The 17422-nt window shown below is 66.1% G+C and carries 19 protein-coding genes; 3 read left to right on the top strand and 16 right to left on the bottom strand.

Annotated elements, in window-relative coordinates:
• Window positions 1–34: 34 nt before the first annotated feature.
• The 11 genes from MT490_RS17160 to uvrA all read right to left on the bottom strand — a co-directional run bounded on the left by MT490_RS17160 (window position 35) and on the right by uvrA (window position 9786).
• Window positions 35–199 (bottom strand): hypothetical protein, encoded by a 165-nt coding sequence (locus MT490_RS17160; RefSeq protein WP_297390461.1) that lies wholly within the window; start codon window positions 197–199, stop codon window positions 35–37.
• 134 nt (window positions 200–333) lie between these two features.
• Window positions 334–543 (bottom strand): hypothetical protein, encoded by a 210-nt coding sequence (locus MT490_RS17155; protein WP_297390459.1) that lies wholly within the window; start codon window positions 541–543, stop codon window positions 334–336.
• 74 nt (window positions 544–617) lie between these two features.
• Window positions 618–830, bottom strand: coding sequence for a cold-shock protein (locus tag MT490_RS17150; protein WP_029728753.1), 213 nt, complete (start codon window positions 828–830; stop codon window positions 618–620).
• 412 nt (window positions 831–1242) lie between these two features.
• On the bottom strand, window positions 1243–1395 hold the full coding sequence (locus MT490_RS17145) for a hypothetical protein (protein WP_297390457.1): 153 nt from the start codon (window positions 1393–1395) through the stop codon (window positions 1243–1245).
• A gap of 269 nt (window positions 1396–1664) precedes the next feature.
• Window positions 1665–3245 carry a DUF3597 domain-containing protein gene (locus MT490_RS20365; RefSeq protein ID WP_363321763.1) on the bottom strand — a complete coding sequence of 527 codons (1581 nt, stop codon included), beginning with the start codon at window positions 3243–3245 and terminating at the stop codon, window positions 1665–1667.
• A 336-nt stretch (window positions 3246–3581) separates the two neighbouring features.
• Complete coding sequence (locus MT490_RS17135; RefSeq protein ID WP_297390455.1) at window positions 3582–3854, bottom strand: type II toxin-antitoxin system RelE/ParE family toxin; 273 nt, start codon at window positions 3852–3854, stop codon at window positions 3582–3584.
• Window positions 3854–4030 (bottom strand): stability determinant, encoded by a 177-nt coding sequence (locus tag MT490_RS17130; protein WP_297390454.1) that lies wholly within the window; start codon window positions 4028–4030, stop codon window positions 3854–3856. Before MT490_RS17130 ends, MT490_RS17135 begins: the two co-directional genes overlap by 1 nt.
• 137 nt (window positions 4031–4167) lie before the next feature.
• Entirely contained in the window at window positions 4168–5730 is a 1563-nt protein-coding gene (locus tag MT490_RS17125) for a hypothetical protein (protein WP_297390452.1), read from the bottom strand.
• A gap of 192 nt (window positions 5731–5922) precedes the next feature.
• A complete protein-coding gene (locus MT490_RS17120) occupies window positions 5923–6063 on the bottom strand; it encodes a hypothetical protein (protein ID WP_297390450.1) in 141 nt (46 codons plus the stop codon).
• 22 nt (window positions 6064–6085) lie between these two features.
• Window positions 6086–6640: a hypothetical protein gene (locus tag MT490_RS17115; RefSeq protein WP_297390449.1), complete on the bottom strand. Its 555-nt coding sequence runs from the start codon at window positions 6638–6640 to the stop codon at window positions 6086–6088.
• A 71-nt stretch (window positions 6641–6711) separates the two neighbouring features.
• Window positions 6712–9786 carry an excinuclease ABC subunit UvrA gene (gene uvrA / locus MT490_RS17110; protein WP_297390447.1) on the bottom strand — a complete coding sequence of 1025 codons (3075 nt, stop codon included), beginning with the start codon at window positions 9784–9786 and terminating at the stop codon, window positions 6712–6714.
• 175 nt (window positions 9787–9961) lie between these two features.
• Between uvrA and MT490_RS17105 the strand changes: the two genes are divergently transcribed.
• Complete coding sequence (locus MT490_RS17105; RefSeq protein WP_297390445.1) at window positions 9962–11407, top strand: hypothetical protein; 1446 nt, start codon at window positions 9962–9964, stop codon at window positions 11405–11407.
• Window positions 11408–11512: 105 nt separating this feature from the next.
• On the opposite strand, the gene MT490_RS17100 is transcribed toward MT490_RS17105, so the two are convergent.
• Complete coding sequence (locus MT490_RS17100) at window positions 11513–11971, bottom strand: vgr related protein (protein ID WP_297390443.1); 459 nt, start codon at window positions 11969–11971, stop codon at window positions 11513–11515.
• A gap of 129 nt (window positions 11972–12100) precedes the next feature.
• Between MT490_RS17100 and MT490_RS17095 the strand changes: the two genes are divergently transcribed.
• Window positions 12101–13180 carry a serine hydrolase domain-containing protein gene (locus tag MT490_RS17095; RefSeq protein ID WP_297390441.1) on the top strand — a complete coding sequence of 360 codons (1080 nt, stop codon included), beginning with the start codon at window positions 12101–12103 and terminating at the stop codon, window positions 13178–13180.
• 42 nt (window positions 13181–13222) lie between these two features.
• Here MT490_RS17095 and MT490_RS17090 read toward each other — a convergent pair whose 3' ends face one another.
• Window positions 13223–13783: an NAD(P)H-dependent oxidoreductase gene (locus tag MT490_RS17090; RefSeq protein WP_297390439.1), complete on the bottom strand. Its 561-nt coding sequence runs from the start codon at window positions 13781–13783 to the stop codon at window positions 13223–13225.
• Between the two features lie 87 nt (window positions 13784–13870).
• On the opposite strand from MT490_RS17090, the gene MT490_RS17085 reads away from it, so the two are divergent.
• The gene (locus MT490_RS17085; protein WP_297390437.1) at window positions 13871–14242 is read left to right on the top strand and encodes a helix-turn-helix domain-containing protein; all 372 of its coding nucleotides are present in this window, start codon (window positions 13871–13873) and stop codon (window positions 14240–14242) included.
• Between the two features lie 245 nt (window positions 14243–14487).
• On the opposite strand, the gene MT490_RS17080 is transcribed toward MT490_RS17085, so the two are convergent.
• From MT490_RS17080 to MT490_RS17070, 3 genes are read right to left on the bottom strand one after another with little or no spacing between them, the layout of a single operon-like run.
• Window positions 14488–15189 carry an NTP transferase domain-containing protein gene (locus tag MT490_RS17080; protein ID WP_297390435.1) on the bottom strand — a complete coding sequence of 234 codons (702 nt, stop codon included), beginning with the start codon at window positions 15187–15189 and terminating at the stop codon, window positions 14488–14490.
• Between the two features lie 5 nt (window positions 15190–15194).
• Window positions 15195–16286 (bottom strand): inositol-3-phosphate synthase, encoded by a 1092-nt coding sequence (locus tag MT490_RS17075; protein WP_297390433.1) that lies wholly within the window; start codon window positions 16284–16286, stop codon window positions 15195–15197.
• A 5-nt stretch (window positions 16287–16291) separates the two neighbouring features.
• Window positions 16292–17152 carry a CDP-alcohol phosphatidyltransferase family protein gene (locus tag MT490_RS17070; RefSeq protein ID WP_297390431.1) on the bottom strand — a complete coding sequence of 287 codons (861 nt, stop codon included), beginning with the start codon at window positions 17150–17152 and terminating at the stop codon, window positions 16292–16294.
• Window positions 17153–17422: the final 270 nt, after the last annotated feature.

Raw genomic sequence — 17422 nt, 5'->3', positions numbered from 1 at the left:
CAAGCGACTAAGAAAGTTACCGTCCGTTGTGGTTTCATTCGGGCGTGTTCGCCCGGGATGCCGCACGTTGCTCGGCGGCGATACGATCGGCATAGCTGCGTGCCATGCGCTGGTGGGCGATACGTGCCGGCGCGGACAATGCGGCGGCCGCTCGGGCCGTCGCGTCGGCGTGGCGCCGACTCAGGTAATCGAGGTCCATGGCAAGCTCCTTGGGTGCCGGTAAGCGGGAGCGCGGGTCCTGTCTCTCAGCCACCGGCGCTTACCAAAAAGGCCTGCCGGTGGTGAGTCGGTACCTAGCACAGGGCACCAAGCTTGCCGAGTCCAGAGAGTCCCCTAATCGGCCATTGCGGCGGCGGCGCGGGCCTGCGCCGCGCCTTCGCGCTGCGCGCGGCCGCGCTCGGTACGCTCCTGGCGATCGGCCATCAGGGTCCATGCCTCGGCCGCGCGCAGATTGCGCTCGCGGACATTGTCGAGCGTCGCGGCATCGGCTTCGGCCTGCGCCTTTTCGGCCTGGGCGCGATAGGTGTTGACGAGGTCGGCCATCACAAGCTCCGGAAAGGTGAAAGAAGGGAGCGCGGCGCCCCGGACCCGAAACGGGCGGGGCGCCGCAGCGTTCCTTATTCGCCGGCCTGGAGGTTGACCGCGGCCATCTTGCCCTTCTTGTCGGGCTCGAGATCATAGGTCACGCGCTGGTTCTGGTTGAGCGTGCGCAGGCCCGCGCGCTCGACAGCGGTGATGTGGACGAACGCGTCCGGGCCGCCATTGTCGCTGGCGATGAAGCCATAGCCCTTGTCGGCGTTGAAGAATTTGACGGTGCCCTGCTGGGTCATGGGATGTTCCTTCTGTCTGTCGGCGCGCCCCGAGCGGGCGGACCTCTTGCTGCGGAGGCGAGGAGAAGGAAAAAAGGAGCCGCAAAGCACCAAGTGACCGTCTGATTGCGACTGTAGCGCACCGGATATGGGCGCCTTGGCCCGAAATTACAAATCGAGTGCCGCCTGAGTGGGAATTTGCAGGATTTCGCAGGCTCGACTTCGCACTCTCCCCGCGGATTCGTTTCCTGGATTTCGCGCGGCGGAAATTTGCTTGCGCGGGTCTCCGGATCGACTCGACGATTTCAAAGAGCGTGGCCGCAGCGACCAGGCCCAGAGAAGATCAGAGCAAATCCTACATTGCAAGCGAGGGAGAGAGGCGGGCCGGCGGGCCCGTTCAGGGCACGGCAGGATGCCGCGCCCCGGGGCTGGATCAGCCGAGCACTTCGCGGACGGCGGCGCGGGCGACTTCGCGCGGGCACGGCTCGATCGGGAAGAGACGGCGATGGGCGGGGACGAAGGCGTCAAAGGCCTTGCGGGCGCCGCGGGTGATCTGGGTATCTTCGATATTCGTGAAAAAGTTCATTCTGTTTCCTGTTTGAGGGTCGAAACGCCCTGTCCGGAGCGATCCGGCGGCATGCCGGATGCGGGGACGCGACACGGCCGATGGCCGCTTGCGTTCCCGGATGCGGAAAAGGGCGAAAGGCGCCGGGGGTTCCATCGGAACAGCCGCGATGCGGCGGGCGCCTTGGACTAATGTAGGAGGCGGGGGCGGGGCGTTCAAGCGGCGGGAGCAGAGAACCCGGCTCGCCTGCCGCCCGAGGTCCCGGCTTTCGCCGGGATGACGATGGGGGCTCAATCCTTGAGGCCTGCGGGGACCTTGCCGCCGTTCTTCTCGAGCGCCTGCATCACCGCCTTGTGGAGCCAGAGGTTCATCTCCGCGCTGCCGTCGAGGGTGCCGCCATAGCCGAGCTCGGCGGCGAGCGCCTTGCGGTTCTCGAGGCTGGAATCCAGGTCGATCAGCTTCAACAGGTCGACGATCGAGGTCCGCCAGTTGAGGTCCGCGGTGCCGCGCTCGGTCTCGAAGACCATCAGCACCATCTCGACATCGACCGGCTGGGCGGGCGCGGCGGCGGCAGGCTGCTGCATCTGCGGCATTGCCGGGCTCTGGGCCGCGGGTTGGCCGGGTGCCTGGGCGGGGGCTTGGGTGGGAGCGGCGGGCGCGGCGGCCTTGTGACCGAAGATGGCGTCCTTGATCTTGCCGAAGATGCTCATGACGGGTGCTCCTGTACGGGCGCCGGGAGGCGGCGCGGACAGGGGCTCAACGCACGAACCCGCGCGCGATTTCCGGCGCGGGGTGTCGGACGGTTCGTCGGGTTCGTCGGGTGCCGGCGCCGCCTCGGGCTCGGGCTCGACGAGGAAGCCGAAATAGCGGTCGCGATCGCGGGCCTCGGCGGCTTCGCGTGCGGCGACTTCGGCGCGATACTCGGTCTCCCAGGCGGCCTCCTCCGCATCGCTCAGCGTGCGCGAATAGCCTTCGTCCCCGTAGGCGCCGTCCTCCTCGCCGTCGAAATCCTCGGGCGGCGGGAAGTGCGTGCGCCAGCGCTCCTCGAACATGTCCCACCAGACCGGCTCCTTGGCGTCGGCGGCGTCATCCGGTTGACCAAGTTTACCACTGCCATCGCGCGCGTCCGCGGGAGGAGCGAGCTGGACCAGCCCCACCGCCTCGGCGCGTCCCCATTGCTCGCCGGTCCAGCCCGCGCGCGCGGCGGGATCGAGATCGGTGGCGTCGACGGGCTCGGCGAGGTCGGTATGGGTGCGCAGCCATTTGTCGGCGCGGGCGAGCGCGCGGATCGGCGCGAGCTCGTCGGCCGCGGCGGCATCGGCGCGCGCCCCGAGGAACAGCCCGGCGCGGGCCGGGCCGCCGTCGCGCCCGACCAGATCGAGATACTGGTCGAAATCCTGGGCGACCAGCCGCGCGGCGGCATGGCTCGCATCGGCGCGCGCCGCATCGGCCACGCGGTCCATCCGGCTGAGCATCGCCATGCCGAGCCGGTTGTCGTGGCGATGGCGCTCGGTGACCTCGCCATTGGGGGTGGTGATCGTCTCGACCACGCCGTTCAGCGCGCGATCGAGCATCTCGTCGGCGAGCCGCTCGCGCCCGAGGATCAACGCCGCCTGCCAGCCGAGCGCGAACCCCGCCCCGCGCGCCGAGCGGCGCAGCGCATAGGCCGACTGCTTGGTCATGCGGACGACGCGGCAGCAATGGGTGATGCTGTGCCCTTCGGAGACGACGCGCAGGAAGATCGCCTGCTTGTCCGGCGTCCAGCCGTCATAGCGGGTTTCGACCGGGCCGAAATCGTACTGCACGGGGCGCGCGGGATCGGTGGGTTCGGGGGCGGGATCGGGGCAAAGGAACTGGGCCTGGGCGTTCATTGCGTCCTCCTGTCTGCGTGAGGACTCACCAGATATGCCGGGATGGGGTTTTTGGGAGAGGGGTTTGTTCGCTGTTTGTTCTTTTTGTGACGGGGTGTGGTGTGTGGGCAACATGCGTTTGTCGCCTTCCGTCATCCCGGCCTTGGGCCGGGATCCACCGTGCGGCTGGGCGGGAAGCTGGGGGGCTTGCTTTTCGGTTGCGGCGCGGTGGGCCCCGGAACAAGTCCGGGGTGACGAAGAAGAAGATCGATTCACGCAAAGACGCAAAGACGCAAAGACGCGAAGAGAAGGAAGATCGGGTTCGCGCGGAGGCGCGGAGGACGCGGAGAGAAGAAGTCAGGGATATTGCTGGCGGGCGTGGAGGACGGCGACGACCTCGATGTTTTCGGCGACGCGATAGACCAGGACATAATTGGGATGGACCACCGCTTCGCGGGTTCCGGGGATGCGGCCCGGCCGATAGGCGTAGGGATGATCGGGGAGGCGTTCTGCGGTGAGCCGGATGGCATCGCCGATACGCTGGGCGGCGAGCGGGTTACGCAACTCGATGAAATCGACAATCGCCTCGAGATCCTCCAGCGCCCCGGGGTGCCAGATCAGCGAGACCATCAGCCCTTCTTGCGACGATCGATAATGGCCTGCATCCGCGCCATGACCTCGTCATGCGGAATGCCGGGCGCCTTGGACGCCAGGCGGGACTCGATCCTGGCGCGGAACCACGCGTCATAGGCCTCGGCCTCTTCGGTCGTCGCGAATTCGGACTCGATGGGCGAGAGCTTGGCCATGCGGGGAATATAGCGCGGAGCGGGAAAGGGAGGAAGGGCGGCGCCAATTCGGTAATGTGTCCCCGGAACTCCCCCGGAACTCCCGTGTCCCCGGAACTCCATGGTTATTCGAGGTAGCCTGATTGAGGCAGAGGTAATCAATCTTCTTCCTCTTCGTCCTCTTCCAATAACGCCTGTTCCACGTTCTGGGGAGCTTGGTCGAAAAGCCTCCCCATTTGAGATTCATCTAAAATAGGTGCGGAACGCATTTTATCTTTAGCGCCAGGATCAGATACATCTGTCTCAACAAATCGATTTAGATGCTTCCGTAAATGCGCATAGCAACCGATATCAATCGCAAATGCCTGAAAGGTACCATCCGAGGATTTGTGCGTAAGCGCAGATGCGCAACTATGAATAATTCTATAGTCCATCAATCTATAAAACAGGGCGCGTAGTCCATCATTCTGCTGCATTAGCCTCTCGCTTACCATGAAGACATTTGTCTTTCTGTCTAAGCAAAAGGTGCGGATAATATAGATGCCCTTGATAAGGTCACCTTGTTCGACATCCTGAGAATCCTGTTTAAGTTCCTCAATTCTGCGTTCAAAATTAGCTCTGCTAAGTATGCGAACCTCGTCTTTCCCAATTTTCTCACCAACTTGAACATCAGTCTGATCTAGAATTTCAAGAAATAGCGAAAGGACGTCTCTGGGTACACCGCCGCCCGCCATAACAAGGCGTGAAAAACCTTCGCCCTTGAAAAGTGAACTCAATTCCGGTGTCGTAACAGCCGCGGTATCTGCAAAGCGCGAAAGAATCGCCCAATTCTGATCGCGAGTTTTCTTGAAGTCACTAAATGTATAGTCAATATTGATGCTCTGATAGTCGTGGCGCTCTTGTGCGCCAACGGGTTGCCCGTGTCTGTCGGCGTATAGCGACGACGCGTGTCTCAGTGTCGCAATCTTGAAAAATAAAGGTACGTCTTTGCAGAGTCTGTGAATATAATCCACAACGAAGGCTTGATCGGTTCGTCTCAGGTGATACAAATCGTCTACTTGGATAAGAATAAATTTCTTATCCTTAGATAGCTCAAAGAACTCTCTAATTTGGCGTTTTAAATCAGGTAGCCAATGATCGAGCTCGCGCAGCTTATCGTGATAAAGCTTAAAGGCACGCTCAGTCTCTTCACTTATAGAAGATGAGGACTTAGCTGAAACTTTCCCGCTCAGAGGTCCATGCTTTAAAGAGGTTTCTAGGTTTATCTCATCGCTGGCAGACGCAGCGGCCTTAGTTTTTATATCTTCGGAGGAGTTATCCTCCGAACCTTTCATGGTTTCAAGGTGCGAAAGGATATCCTTAACAATTACTTTAAGTCGCTTCTTTCGCCCAAACCATCCATAAAGATGTTTGTCGATCTCAAGAAACAGAGATTTTAATATCTCAATTAGAACATTGGGAAATGAGTGGCGCTTAAAATCTTCGCAATTCAGGTATATAGCCGCCATATTGTCTGGAAGATCAGTTGTAGATTTATGAAGTAGAAGTGTCTTTCCGCATCCGCGGCGCGCAAAAATTGCGTGATTTTGCTTCGACATGGCGTCATTGAGGGCGTTGCCTACGTTGATGTAGTCGATGCTAGCCGTATCACGTTGAACACGCAGACTTTCGGTGATCTTAGTTCGAAGCTCAACGAGCTTTTCTTGCGCCACAGCTGCCATTGTACCCCCTCCAACTGCTTGTGGTTAGCTCAAGATACTACCGGAAGCTAGCCTACTCCGCCGCCATCGTCTCTCGGACCTTCCTACGCTCCAGAAACGGCACCAGGTAGCGGCCGGTGAAGCTCTACGGCTCCTTCGCCTCTTGTCCCGGCGTGCCTTCTGCGGCGATCTCGCCGCCCTTGACACCTCCGCCTACCACTTCCCCCCAGCCGCCTCGATCGCCGCGAGGAGTGCCTTCTTGCTTGCCGTGCGGCGCTTGCCGGAGTTGCGGGGGAGGTCGGGATTGCCGAGGGCGGCGCGGCGGTCGGCGAGGCGTGCGCCGAGTTCGGCCATGTCGATGACCTGTTCCTCGCCCTCAATCCTGGAGGTCTTCGAGTCCGAAGTCACCGCAGCTTTCCTCTCGTATCCGGCGATCAAGATAGTCGCGATCGGCGTCCGGATGAAGGGCCAGCAGCAATCGCGCCTGATCGAAGCGATCGCGCGCCGTTCCCGACGCATACTGGCCCATGCGATCGGCGATCAGGTCCTCCACCGAAATCACCCTGAAAAGCGCGCCTTCGCCCACCGGCCGCACGAGGCGGATGTGCGCGGCGTCGACATTGCCGTCCATCGGCACGTCGGCGACGACTTCGAAGCCGAGCTTCAGGTTGGGGTGGATCCAGCCCTTGAGCAACTGGCCGGCGCCGGACGGGCGAACGAAGCCGAAGCGCTGCATCTCCTCCTCCAGCTCGGGCTGGGCGGGCGTGCAGATGTCGAAGTCGCCGGTGGTGAGGGCGCTGGTGGACCAGAGTTCGGCGGCGGCCCCGCCGACCAGCACCGGCCGGGGCAGGCCGCGTAGGTGCAGCGCCTCGCTGATCCGGGCGAACAGGCGGAGCGCGGCTTCGAATTCCGGGCGGTAATGTGGTGTCATGCCCCTCACCCTTCCCACCGCCTTGCGGCGGTGGGCCCCTTCCCTCTCCCCCAGGGGGGAGAGGGAGTTAGTTACTCCGCCGCCACCGTCTCCCGAACCTTCCCCCGCTCCAGCAACGGCGCCAGGTACCGCCCGGTGAAGCTCCGTGGGGCCTTGGCCACCGCCTCCGGCGTGCCTTCCGCGACGATCTCGCCGCCTTTCACGCCGCCCTCGGGGCCGAGGTCGAGGATCCAGTCGGCGGTCTTGATGACGTCGAGATTGTGCTCGATCACCACCACGGTGTTGCCCTGCTCGACCAGGGCGTGGAGGACTTCGAGGAGCTTCCGCACGTCCTCGAAATGGAGGCCGGTGGTGGGTTCGTCGAGGATGTAGAGCGTCTGGCCGGTGGCGCGGCGGGCGAGTTCCTTGGCGAGCTTGACGCGCTGGGCCTCGCCGCCCGAGAGCGTCGTCGCCTGCTGGCCGACCTTGACGTAACCGAGGCCGACTTCCGCCAGCATCGCCATCTTGTCGCGGATCGGTGGGACCGCCTTGAAGAATTCGTGCGCGTCCTCGACGGTCATGTCGAGCACGTCGGCGATGCTGCGGCCCTTGAACTTCACTTCGAGCGTCTCGCGATTGTAGCGCTGGCCGTGGCAGACGTCGCAGGTGACGTAGACGTCGGGGAGGAAGTGCATCTCGATCTTGAGCAGGCCGTCGCCGGTGCACGCCTCGCAGCGGCCGCCCTTGACGTTGAAGCTGAAGCGGCCGGGCTTGTAGCCGCGCGCCTGGGCCTCGGGGAGCCCCGCGAACCAGTCGCGGATCTGGGTGAAGGCGCCGGTATAGGTGGCGGGGTTCGAGCGCGGGGTGCGGCCGATCGGCGACTGATCGATGTCGATCACCTTGTCGAGATGCTCGAGCCCGGTGATCCTGTCGTGCTTGCCCGCGAGGATGCGCGCGCCGTTCAGCTGGCGCGCGGCGGCGGCGTAGAGCGTGTCGATCGTGAAGCTCGACTTGCCCGATCCCGAGACGCCGGTGATGCAGGTGAAGGTGCCGAGCGGGATCGACGCGGTGACGCCGGTGAGGTTGTTCGCGGTGGCATTGTGGACGGTGAGCTTCTTGCCCGATCCCTTGCGGCGCCTGGCCGGGAGCGGGACCTCGCGGCGGCCCGAGAGATAGTCGGCGGTGATGCTGTCCGTGCTGGCGAGTACGTCGTCGAGGCTGCCATGCGCGACGATCTCGCCGCCATGGACGCCTGCGCCGGGGCCCATGTCGATGACGTAATCGGCGGTGCGGATCGCGTCCTCGTCATGCTCGACGACGAGCACGGTGTTGCCGAGGTCGCGCAGGCGCTTGAGGGTGGCGAGCAGCATGTCGTTGTCGCGCTGGTGGAGGCCGATGCTCGGCTCGTCGAGGACGTAGAGCACGCCCGAGAGGCCCGAGCCGATCTGCGAGGCCAGGCGGATGCGCTGCGATTCGCCGCCCGAGAGGGTGCCGCTGGTGCGATCCAAGTTGAGATAGTCGAGGCCGACATTGTTGAGGAAGCCGAGCCGCTCGTCGATCTCCTTGAGGATCGCGCGGGCGATCTCGTTCTGCTGGTCGGTGAGGTGCCGGGGGAGCTGGGCGAAGAAGGCGAGCGCGTCGACCACCGAGAGGCGGGTGACGCTGGAGATGTCGCGCATCGCGATCTTGACCGCGAGCGCCTCGGGCTTGAGGCGGGCGCCGTGGCAGGTCTCGCAATGGTGGCTTGCCTGGTATTTCGACAGCTCCTCGCGCATCCACGCGGACTCGGTCTGGAGCATGCGGCGGTTGAGGTTGCCGATCACGCCCTCGAAGGGTTTCCGCACGTCGTACGACTTGCGGCCGTCGACGAAGGTTAGGGTGACGGGCTTGCCCTTGGTGCCATAGAGGATCGCGTCGCGATGCTCCCCGGGGAGGTCGGACCATTTGGTGTCGAGGCTGAAGCCGAATTCGCGGGCGAGGGAGCCCAGGACCTGCATGTAATAGGGGCTGGGCGGGTTGGACTTGGCCCAGGGGACGATCGCGCCCTTCTTGATGGTGAGATCGTGGTTGGGGACGACGAGGTCCTCGTCGAACACGAGCTTCTCGCCCAGGCCGTCGCAGGCGGGGCAGGCGCCCTGGGGGGCGTTGAAGCTGAACAGGCGGGGCTCGATCTCGGCGATGGTGAAGCCCGAGACGGGGCAGGCGAACTTCTCGGAGAAGACGATGCGGTTGGCGGGAACGCCGGCGTTCTTCATGCCCTTCTTGAGCCCCTCCCCTTCAGGAGTGCCGGGTGAATAGCCCCCCGGGCTATTCAGGTCAGGCTGGGAGCCTGACCGACCCGGCACTGGGTTGGGGGTGGGGGATGTCTCACCGAGATCGGAGCTCGCGGACAGGCCCCACCCCAACCCCTCCCCTGAAGGGGAGGGGCTTGCAAGAGCCTCTACCGTCGTATCCACCAGGTCGACGTACGCCAGCCCCTCGGCGAGCTTGAGTGCCGTTTCGAACGACTCCGCCAGGCGCGTGGCGATCTCGCCGCCCACGACGAGGCGGTCGACCACGACTTCGATGTCGTGCTTGTACTTCTTGTCGAGCGCGGGGGCCTCTTCGATCAGGTACGTCTCGCCGTCGATGCGGACGCGCTGGAAGCCGGCCTTCTGCCACTCGGCGAGCTCCTTGCGGTACTCGCCCTTGCGGCCGCGGACGACGGGGGCGAGGAGGAGCAGGCGCGTGCCCGCCGGCAGCGCGAGGACGCGGTCGACCATCTGGCTGACGGTCTGCGCGGCGATGGGGAGGCCGGTGGCGGGCGAATAGGGAATGCCGACGCGCGCCCAGAGCAGGCGCATGTAATCGTAGATCTCGGTTACGGTCGCGACAGTGGAGCGCGGGTTGCGCGACGTGGTCTTCTGCTCGATCGAGATGGCTGGGCTGAGGCCCTCGATATGCTCGACATTGGGCTTCTGCATCAGTTCGAGGAACTGGCGCGCATAGGCCGAGAGCGATTCGACGTAGCGGCGCTGGCCCTCGGCATAGATGGTGTCGAAGGCGAGCGAGGATTTGCCTGAGCCGGACAGGCCGGTGATCACCGTCAGCGTATCGCGGGGGATGTCGATATCGACGCCCTTGAGGTTGTGCTCGCGCGCGCCGCGGACGGAAATATGGGTAAGCATACGGGAGGCCTGACCGTTCCAGTTATGTTCCGAGTATAGGGAGCACGTTCCGGAGGTCAACGCGCAAGCGCGATGTGGGGTGCGATACCAATGCGCGCAAGCCGGTCCGCGGCGGTCATCCTTCGTTCAGCGACTCGGGCGGATGCTGCCTTCCGGGGATCACGGGGGAGAGGATATGGACTGGAAACGCGCGACGCGGCTGGGCACGATGGGAAGCATGCTGGCGCTCTCGGCCTGCATGATGCCCTATGGCGAGGGGCTGTACGAAGCCCCGCCGCCGCCGGTCTACAGCGCCGTCGAGAGCCCCGACGAATATCGCTTCATCGACCGCGCGGACTCGCTGTGGGAAGCGATCGGCGACGCGCCGCCCGACCACGCCTTCGCGTTCGAGGGCGCCGAGCCCTGGGCCTGGGAGCTGCAGGACGGATACCGGATCGTCGTCGAGGAAGCGGGCGAAGGCATAAGGAGCTATTATTTCGCACCCGGCGACGAAGGACCGTTCCTCGCGGTGCGGCCGGGGATGAGCTTCGGCTTCGACGGCGAGACGGTGGCGGTGGTCTATGGCCCCGATGGCGGGGCGATGCCGCGCGAGGCGGGAGCGGAGCATCTGGGCGAGGGCGTCGAGCTCTATGCGCGCGGGCGAATGCTGCAGCGCGCGATGCTGCAGCGGCAATGGCGCGCGGTCGACAGCCAGGCGTGGATCGATACCAGCCCGGTCCTCTGGGGCAGCGTGCAGATATGGGGCGGAGGCTGGCGGCGCCATCCCGGCTGGGAGCGGCACCGCGAACGCTGGCGGGACGCCGACTGGCGGCACCGGATCGAGGCGGAACGGTTGCGCCGCCGCGCGCTGGCCGAGGCCTTTCGGCGCTGGCGCGAAGGCGGGTTCCAGGGACCGCCGCCGGGCCGCTTCCACAGGCCGGGCGAGGGCCATGGCCCGGGCGCGGGACGGCCGCACCGTCCCGGCCAGCCGGGTGCGGGGACGCCGGGGACGCCCGGAGCGGAGGGGCCGCGCCAGCCAGGCCGAGGGCGGCCGGGAGGCTGGGGTGCCGGTCGTCCGCCGCGGCCCGATGCGGGCCAGCAAGTGCCGCGGGTGCCGCGCGGCCCGCGGCGGCCTCCGATGGTCGAGCCGACCGATACGAGCGGAGTGACGCCCGACGTGCCGTCGTCCTCGCCTGCGCCAGGTGCGCAGCCGACGCCGGTTACGCGGCCGCGGCCCGGCTGGGGCGGTCGCCGCCCGCGGCCCGGCCGCGACGATATTGGGCAGCCCGATGCTTCGGGTACGCCGACGCCGCCGCAGGTCCGGACGCCGGAGTCGAGGCCCTCGCGCTGGACGCGCCCCGAGGGCGGGCGCGCCGGCTGGCGTCGTCCGCCAACTGAGCCCGGCGAGACTCCGGCAACAAGGCCCGCACCGCGACGGGCCTGGTCGGCCGAGACGCCGTCGTCCTCGCCTGCGCCACGTCGGAACTGGTCGGCCGATACGCCGCGGCCCCAACGGAGCGCGCCGAGCGGCGCGTCGAGCCCGCAACCTGCGCCGCGCACCGCTCCGCCGCCGCGGCCGTCCAACCCCACTCCACCGGCGAGCGTGAAAGCGCGCATCGAGCGCGGCGAAAAGGCGGATTAGCGAGAACCGTCACCCCGGCGAAAGCCGGGGCCTCGTGCCGCAGGCAGTTCGCTCGCGGCCTGAGGTCCCGGCTTTCGTCGGGATGACGGGAACTGCGTGCGGACCCTAAGCCGGGCGGAAGGGGAGGAGCGTCTCATACTGCGCCAGCGCGGGCGCGGCGGCGATGATCGCGCGGTGGCGCAGCAGGAAGGCGTGGCGGACGATCTCGGCCTGCTGCTCGAGCCCGTATTTCTCGAAGGCCTGGCCGGGCTTGAGCGCGTAATCGTAACGGCAGAAGGGATGGCGCTTGATCGGCAGGAAAATGCCCTTCTGGTGCTGCCAGATATGCACCATCTCGTGGATGAAGAGCCCCTGCACGCCGAGCGGGGACTGGCTGAAATCCTCGTGATAGATGCCGCTCTTCGGGTGGAAGTGAATCGTGCCCCGCGGCGCCATGGTGGTGTTCGCCGGCTGGAAGAAGATCCACTTGCTGTTGGCGACGCGCGCCTGCGAATAGTCGACCGCGTCTCCGAAGACCGAGGCGCAGAGACGAGTTTCGCCTTCGGTGAGGGGACGGATGGTCATGGGAGCAGCATGACCACTTGGCGGGCGTCTGTCACCGGGGTTTCGTCGCCGGCGAAAAGGGGCGGAGTCATACGGCGTTCACATCGCTCGGCATCAGATAGCGACGCAACAGGAATGCCGGGGGTGAGAATGGGGAATTTGACTCGCCGATCCTTCATGGGGTCGCTTGCCGGGGGCGCGGTGGCGCTGCCGTTCGGGGCCGCCCTCGCCGCCCCCGAGGCGGGCGCGCAGGCCAAGGTCGACGCTTTCGTGAAATCCAGCGGATTCAACGGTATCGTCCATTTCGTCCGGGGATCGCAGACCGTCTTCTCGGGTGCCTTCGGCATGGCCGATGTCGAGGCCGGGCGCCGCGCCTCGCTGGGCACGCCGTACCCGCTGGCTTCGATCTCCAAATGGTTCAGCTCGGTCGCCGTGCTGCGCCTGGTCGACCAGGGCAAATTGCGGCTCGACGCGGCGGTCTCGGACTATCTCAAGGACTTCCGCGCCGATACCGGGGCGAAGGTCCAACTGAAGCATTTGCTCTCGAACGCCAGTGGCATCCCCAACGGTTTCGGCGCGATGCTCAAGGCCGATCCCGGTCTGTGGACGAAGCCCTTCACCACCGCCGAGGCGATCAAGGCGTTCTGTTCGGGCGACCTCGCCTTCGAGCCGGGCAGCCGCTTCTCCTATGACTTCACCAACTGGATCATCGTCCAGGGGATCGTCGAGACCGTGACCGGCGAGGATTTCGCGCAGGCCGTCGCCCGGCTGGCGCTCGCGCCGCTGGGCGTCGCCACCGTGCTTCCGCGCTACGCCCCGGAGGTCGGCGGGCGGATCGCCGCGGGCTATGCGACGATCGATCCGCCCGTCCGGAAGATGTTCCCGCAGAGCATCTATACGCTGGCCTCGGGCGGCTATTGCGGGACCGCCGCCGATCTCGTCCGCGCCGCCCAGGGCGTCTATGGCGCGCGCCTGTTGAGCGCCGGTTCCCGCGCGGCTTTGGCCACGGTGCTCGTGCCCGAGCAATCCTATGCGCTCGGCGGCCGGGTGAAGGAACTGGGGATCGGAGGCACGCCGCACGCCTTCGCCTGGGAGACGGGGCGCGTGGACGGCTATCGGTCGCTCCTGGCGCACCGCCTGGACGGCGGCGCCACGCTGGTCGTGCTGAACAACACCGATCTCGGCCAGAAGGACATCGATCTCTTCGCGGAAGCTTTGTTGACGGCGTGAGAGGCTGGCGGCTGCCGGCGAGGGCCGACAGCCGCCGCGCCTTCAGGCCGCGAGCGCGGCGGCGCGCTGCTGGGCGGCTTCGATCGCGGCCTCGCGGGCATCCGGGATGGCGGTGCCGTCCGCAGTGACGAACTCCACGTCGCGGACGCCGATGAAGGCGAACACGCCGCGCAGATAGGTCTCGGCATGCTCGAGGAACGCGGCCGGCGAGCCGTCGCCGTAGAAGCCGCCGCGCGCCAGGGCGATGATGACGCGCTTGCCGCCCGCGAGCCCTTCGGGGCCGGTTTCGGTGTAGCGGAAGGTCTGCCCGGCGACCAGGACGCGGTCGATCCAGGCCTTGAGCTGGCTGGGCACGCTGAAATTGTACATGCCCGTGCCGATCACGACCACGTCGGCGGCCTGGAACTCGGCCAGTGCCGCCTGCGAATCCGCCGAGGCGAACGCGCCGAGCGTCAAATGCGCCAGCGGCTCGGCCGCCAGATCGCGATAGGCGACTTCCGCCTGCGGATTCCCGGCCAGCACGCGCCGGACCGCCTCCGCGGAAATGCGCCGGCTCGCCGAACCTTCGCCCTGGATGCTGGTGTCGATGTGGAGAATCTTCATAACGCCTCAGGTCTGGATTAAAGACCTGCACCAGGTATGAGACCATATGGACGTCGCCAAGAACGCATATTTCTAGGACCAAGTCACATGGATGAGACCATCCTGCCCCCCGGCCACACCGATTGCCTGCAGATCAGCGAGATACTGGGCCGGATCGGCGACAAATGGACCGTGCTGATCATCATGGCGCTGCACGGGCGCCCGCACCGCTTCAACGAGATCAAGCGCGCCATCAACGGCATCTCGCAGCAGATGCTGACGCGCACGCTCAAGAATCTCGAGCGCGACGGCATGGTCAGCCGCACCGTCCACCCGACCGTGCCGCCGCAGGTCGAATATGCGCTGACCGAGCTCGGGCGGTCATTGTCGGTGCCGGTAGCCGCGATGGGAAGCTGGGCCTGGGCCAATCTCGACGACATCAAGGAGAAGCGCGCGTTGTACGACGCGGCGCATGGGTGAGGGGGCGCTTCTGATCCTCCCCCGCCAGGGGGGGCGAGGTCGAACATGCCCCGCATGTTCGAGGATCGTCCGGGGGACGATCCGACCTCGCACTCATGCGAAGCATGACGGAGGGGGCGGAAGCACGTCGGCTTGTGGGTCGCCTACCTCCCCCTCCGTCGCCTTCGGCGACACCTCCCCCTGGCGGGGGAGGATTGGGAAGCTGGATCCCCGCCTTCGCGGGGATGACGGGAATTAGGTGACCCTCAGGCGGCCCGCAGCCACTCCTCGGCCTTGTCGAGCGCGGCGGGGTCGTCGACGTCGATCCAGCCCAGGTCGCTGCAGTCGATCGTCAGCGCGATGCCCTGGGCGGCGAGGACGCGCATGCCTTCGGTGAGCGACGGTGCGGGCAGGCTGTTCAGCGCGGCGAACAGGCCGGGGCCGATCGCGAAGACGCCGGTGTCGAAACAGTCGTAGTCGGGCAGGTGCTTGCCGATCGCGACGATCGCCTCGCCTTGGGTGCGGACGGCGGTGACGTCGTCGAGGTCGACCAGGTCGCTGTCGACGCGGCGGTCGATCGCGAGGCGGGCGCCGCCGCCCGCGCCGGCCCGTGCGACGCGGGCGTAGAGCGCGGGATCGACGAGATGGTCGCACATCGCCAGCACGGCTTCCCCGCCGGCCAGCGCGCGCTCGGCCGCGAGGACCGAGACGCCGTTGGGCTGGCGGTGGTCCGCGGTGCGGACGGTCTCGACTGCGATCGGCCAGGAACCGGCGGCAAGGTGCGCCTCGATCCGATCGGCCTCATAGCCGAGCACCACCACCACCCGCGTCAGTCCCGCCGCGGCGAAGCCGTGGATCGCATGCTCGATCAGCGGCTTGCCGCCGACCGGGCACAGGGGCTTGGACGCCGCCGCGGAACGAAGGCGGCTGCCTTCGCCCGCGGCGAGCAGGACGGCGGTGTCGATCATCGCGCTCAGGCGGCGGCGATGAAGGCTTCGACCGCGGTCTGCGCCAGATCGTCGGTCATCTGCGTGCGCGGATGCTTGCAGAAATAGGCCGAGGCGGCGTCGATCGGGCCGGCGATGCCGCGATCCTTGGCGAGCTTGGCGCAGCGGATCATGTCGATCGCGACGCCGGCCGAATTGGGGCTGTCCTCGACCGAGAGGCGTAGCTCGAGGTTCATCGGCACGCCGCCGAACATCGAGCCTTCCATGCGCAGGAAGCAGACCTTGTTGTCGTTCTGCCAGGGCACGTAATCCGACGGGCCGATATGGACGTTCTCGTCCTCGAGGCGCTCGGCGGCGACCGACTGCACCGCTTCGGTCTTGGAGATCTTCTTGGACGCCAGGCGGCGGTGGTTCGACATGTTGAGGAAGTCGGTGTTGCCGCCGGTGTTGAGCTGATAGGTGCGATCGAGCTTGACGCCGCGCTTGGCGAACAGGTCGGTCAGCACGCGGTGGACGATCGTCGCGCCGAGCTGCGCCTTGATGTCGTCGCCGATGATCGGCACGCCCGCGGCGGTGAAGCGATCGGCCCATTCGGGGTTGCTGGCGATGAAGACGGGGATGTTGTTGACGAAGGCGACGCCCGCCTCGAGCGCGCATTCGGCGTAGAACTCGCTGGCTTCTTGGCTACCGACGGGGAGGTAGTTCATCAGCACGTCGGTCTTGGTCGCGCGCAGCATCGCGACGACTTCCTCCTTGGTCGCCTCGCGATCGTTGGCGACGACGAAGGTGCGCTCGTCGTTATAGTCCGACATGTGCTCGGCGACGCCGTCGAGGATGCGGCCCATCTGGACCTTGGCGCCGGTCGGCTCGATGCTCTCGCAGAAGACCGCGGTGCAATTGGGCTTGGCGAAGATCGCCTCGGACACGTCCTTGCCCACCTTGCGCGCATCGACGTCCCAGGCGGCGACGACATGGATGTCGCTGGGGCGATAGCCGCCGAGATCCCAGTGCATCAGGCCGATCGTGTCGTTGGCGCCGTCGCGATAATGCGACAGGCCCTGGACGAGCGAGCTGGCGCAGTTGCCGATGCCGACGATCGCGATGTTGATGCTCTTCATGGGTTTCAGGTCCTCTGGATAGATGATTGGGATGGTTGTTGGGACGCCGCCCCGCTGGCGCGGAGGAGGCGGGATTCGACGGCGCGGTGCCAGGCCAGGCCGATGACGAGCACCGCGGTGAGGGGGACGATCTCGAACCACCAGAAGAGGCGCGGATCGGCGGCGAGGCAGGCGAGGAAGATCGCCAGTACGCGGACATTGGCGGTGAGCAGCCGCATCAGCCGCATCGGCGCGGCGGCGGCTTCGGCATAGGCCTGGCCGAAGGCGGCGGGATCGGGGGCCTGGGCCAGCGCTTCCTCGAAGCGGGCGGCGATGCGATCCATGCTGCCGGCAACGAAATCGTAGAGCAGGACGAGCGGGTTGCGGCTCGGCGCGGGCGGTGCGGCGGCGATGCCCTTGGCGCGGCGGTGGAAGCGCGCGCGTTCGCCTTCGTAGAGGCTCGACTGGACGGCGTGGAGCGCGCCCGCCGCGACGGCGAGCACCCAGCCCTCGAAGGTGCCGATCGAGAAGGCGAGGACGAGGTAGATGAGCGTGAACACGCCGTGATCGACGATGCCGTCGAGCGTGCGGCCCAATGCGCTGGCGGTGCCGGTGGCGCGGGCGATCATGCCGTCGAGCCCGTCGGCGATCAGCCAGCCGACCGAGAGCAGCAATCCCAGAAAGGCGAAGGGCCAGGAGGTCCATTGGGCATAGGCCGCGGCGGCGAGCGTGCCGAGGACGAGGCCGAGCACCGAGACGGCATTGGCCGAAATGCCGCGCGCGACGAACCACGGCAGCAGGAGCCGCCCTGCCGGGTGAATGATCCAGAGGTTGGTCGGATCCTCGATCCGGCGATCCCGCGATCCGTCCGGTTGAGGGACTGTCATCGCCTCGTCACATACAGCGCGGGCGCCGCAATCAGCAAGTCATTTGCGGCGAAAACTGAACGGGTGCGGAACGGTGGCGGGGAGGGGGCGTTTTGCGGTGTTGGCCTGCGCGGTGTCGGGGCGAGGCGAGGCCGTATCGAGATTCAGCTCAAATATCCTCTCCCCTTGATAGGGGAGAGGATAGCGAAGCTTGGCAGCTTGCTGCCTAGCGCAGCTTGGAGAGGGGTAGAGCGGAGCGCAGCTCCGCGCGGCTGCTGCGCAGCCGCACCC

It is taken from the genome of Sphingomonas sp., assembly GCF_026460985.1.
GTDB lineage: Bacteria > Pseudomonadota > Alphaproteobacteria > Sphingomonadales > Sphingomonadaceae > Sphingomonas.
This window is presented reverse-complemented; position numbering and strand designations above follow the sequence as displayed.